General features: G+C 46.9%; 3 protein-coding genes. All 3 read left to right on the forward strand.

What is annotated here, in order from left to right; all coding sequences use genetic code 11:
• Window positions 1-131 precede the first annotated feature (131 nt).
• The 3 genes from HNQ84_RS14225 (at window position 132) to HNQ84_RS14235 (ending at window position 2,879) form a co-directional block, all read left to right on the forward strand.
• The gene (locus tag HNQ84_RS14225; protein ID WP_430743415.1) at window positions 132-695 is read left to right on the forward strand and encodes a DUF6431 domain-containing protein; all 564 of its coding nucleotides are present in this window, start codon (window positions 132-134) and stop codon (window positions 693-695) included.
• A gap of 140 nt (window positions 696-835) precedes the next feature.
• The gene (locus tag HNQ84_RS14230) at window positions 836-2,086 is read left to right on the forward strand and encodes an IS481 family transposase (RefSeq protein ID WP_430743414.1); all 1,251 of its coding nucleotides are present in this window, start codon (window positions 836-838) and stop codon (window positions 2,084-2,086) included.
• Window positions 2,079-2,879: an ExeA family protein gene (locus HNQ84_RS14235; protein ID WP_430743413.1), complete on the forward strand. Its 801-nt coding sequence runs from the start codon at window positions 2,079-2,081 to the stop codon at window positions 2,877-2,879. Before HNQ84_RS14230 ends, HNQ84_RS14235 begins: the two co-directional genes overlap by 8 nt.
• The last annotated feature ends 169 nt before the right edge of the window (window positions 2,880-3,048 follow it).

Here is a 3,048-nt window from a genome sequence, read left to right on the forward strand (position 1 = left end):
TGTAAATTATCATTTTATCCCCGAATAAAACGCCTTCTTTTTTGCAAATTCCTTCGGGATATACTTCTCCCTCTTTCTGAAATAGTATGCTAAATTTTTAGTGAATTGTTTCGGAGGGGGAGGATGAGATCGTGATCCAGTTGTATAACTTCGGGGTTGATGTGCAAACCTATGCGAATCGAGGAAAACAAAATGCGTTTCCGTCCATCCATCGTTGTCCACATTGTCAGGCGAAACGCAATCTTTATCGTCATGGCTATTACGAACGAAATGCATTGGTGGGGCAAGACGCCTATCGGATTTGGATTGCTCGTTATCGGTGCGTGATATGCAAAAAGACGGTGACCGTGCTTCCCACGTTCCTCTTGCCGTATTTCCAATACACGATTTGGACGATTATCCACTGGCTCAAGGAACGCCTCTCCTCTCTCTTAGGCAAGGGGAAGGGTTCGTCCAAGTTTTTTCCTCTCCGACAAGGAGTAGATGTTTATATGCGTCGATTTCTTGCTCATTTACCGTGGCTTCGTTGGTTTTTTCAAACCAAAGGGAAACGAATCCCGAGGGTGTCCAATAAACCACTCGTTCAAGCCCAAGAGTGGATACAAACCATCGAGGGAGTTGGGGTGGAGAAACTCGTCGAAGCGATGTGGAGGGAACATTCGACTCATTTTTTAGCAAATAGATTCGGTGCCTAATTTGTTTCTTTTTGGTTGTATTTCCAAAAACAATCGATTCCACAAACCTTTTGCGTCGACGAGGGGAAAGGGATTCGGTATGATGGAGGCAGGACGAACCGATTGGTTCTTCCGCAACGTCGGAGAAGGAGGAAACCTTGATGGACGAATCAATGAGACAAGAAATCGCCCTATTTCGGTATGGATTGATCGCACCGTTAGTGAATGGGCAGGTCGATCCGAAATCGTACGTGAAGGAGGTGTCAACGCGCATGCATGCCGTTCCGCACTATGGCGAAAAACGGATCGCAGCGAAGACGATTCTAGACTGGTGCACCCAGTATAAAAAAGGCGGATTTGAAGCACTGAAGCCAAAACGTCGAGCGGATCGCGGCCATTCTCGAAGACTCACGATGGAAGACGAGGAGCACATATTGGCATTACGAAAAAAATATCCCCATGCGCCGGTGACGGTGTTTTACCAACACCTCATCGAGCAGGGGGAAATAGAAAAACAAAACATATCCTATTTCACTATATATCGTTTATTGAAAAAATACAACCTTGTTGGGAAAGAAAATTCCCCGATGCCTGAACGAAAACGGTTTGCGTACGATCGAGTGAATGAGCTATGGCAAGGGGATTTATCCCATGGTCCAGTGATTCGAGAGAATGGAAAGGCGCAAAAAACGTTTTTGATCGCCTACATCGATGATTGTTCACGGGTCGTGCCGTATGCCCAGTTTTTCTCTTCCGAGAAATTTGACGGGTTGCGCATCGTGACAAAAGAAGCGTTCCTGCGGTACGGGAAACCGAAGCGCATCTACTCCGATAACGGCAAAATTTATCGCTCGGAACCCCTACAATATGCTTGCGCAGAATTAGGGATCACGCTCATTCATACGCAGCCATATGATCCACAAAGCAAAGGGAAAATCGAGCGATTTTTCCGGACAGTGCAAACTCGGTTTTACCCGTTGTTGGAGATGGAGCCAGTGACGTCGCTTCCAGCGTTGAACGAGCGCTTCTGGAAGTGGCTCGAAGAAGACTACCACCGGAAGCCCCATGCGTCGCTAGAAGGAAAAACGCCACATGAAGTGTTTCAGTCGCAAGTGCACATGGTATCGTTCGTGGAGGACGCGACTTGGCTGGACACGATTTTTTTGAAACGGGAGTTTCGCAAAGTGAAGGCGGATGGAACGATTACGTTAAACAAACAGCTGTATGAGGTTCCGCCTCGATTTATTGGACAATCCGTGGAAATTCGGTATGATGAGCAAGGGGTGTATGTATACGAAGACGGCAAAGAAGCAGCGAAAGCGACGCTGGTGCGCATGCACGATAATGCCTACGTCAAACGACATCGATCGCCGTTTGTGGGGCTAGGAAAGGAGGCAGGAACGGATGTATAAAACGTTCTACTCCCTTTCTCGAGAGCCGTTTTCGAAAGACACCAATCCGTCGGAAGCGTATCGAGGGTCTTCTTACGAAGAGGCCTTACATGCATTGGATTACGTGAAACGAACGAAAGGAATAGGGTTACTGACAGGAGAGCCGGGGGCGGGGAAAACATTCGCCCTTCGGACGTTCAAAGAATCATTGAATCCTTCGTTGTATCACGTGGTGTATTTCCCGTTATCCACGGGCGGGGTGATGGATTTTTATCGAGGATTAGCGTTAGGGTTAGGCGAGGAACCGAAATACCGAAAGGTGGACTTGTTTTACCAAATTCAACAAGGAATCGAACGAATGTATCAGGAACGTCGAATCACTCCAGTGATTCTGCTAGATGAAATGCATCTTGCGAAAGATGTGTTTTTGCAAGATATCGCCATTCTGTTTAATTTTCACATGGACTCCACGAATCCGTTTGTGTTGATTTTGGCAGGACTGCCACACTTACAGATACGGTTGCGCTTGAATCACCACCGTCCGCTTCAACAACGCATCATCATGCGGTATCGGATGGGAGCGCTCTCGAAAGAAGAAGTGGCAGCGTACATTGAACAGCGAATGAAGCAAGCAGGAGCGAAGCACTCGATTTTTACCCCTGCGGCTTTAGAGGCGATCGCCCTACAGTCGCAAGGATGGCCACGAGTCATCAATACGTTAACGACGACGTGCCTTTTATACGGCTACCAGCTAAAAAAGGACGTGATTGACGAAGAGATTGTTCGAATGGCGGTGGAGGAAACAGGGGCATAGGGAGCCGAACGGCTCCTCTTCTTTTTCTGATTTTCGTCTGAGATAATGTGCAAAGGATCGGAAAAAGCGTGCAAAATCGGAGAAAATTCGCAAACATTTTGCACGGTATTTCCGATTTTCATCCAAAATAATTTGAAAAAGTAGTTCTGAAATAGTGTGCTAATTTACA

It is taken from the genome of Anoxybacillus eryuanensis (assembly GCF_051200995.1).
In the GTDB taxonomy this organism is placed as follows: domain Bacteria; phylum Bacillota; class Bacilli; order Bacillales; family Anoxybacillaceae; genus Anoxybacillus; species Anoxybacillus tengchongensis.

What these genes read in the sequence shown, in the direction of transcription:
- HNQ84_RS14230 (WP_430743414.1), top strand. Translation starts at nt 836, where the DNA reads ATGGACGAATCAATGAGACAAGAAATCGCCCTATTTCGGTATGGATTG.
- HNQ84_RS14235 (WP_430743413.1), top strand. Translation starts at nt 2,079, where the DNA reads ATGTATAAAACGTTCTACTCCCTTTCTCGAGAGCCGTTTTCGAAAGAC.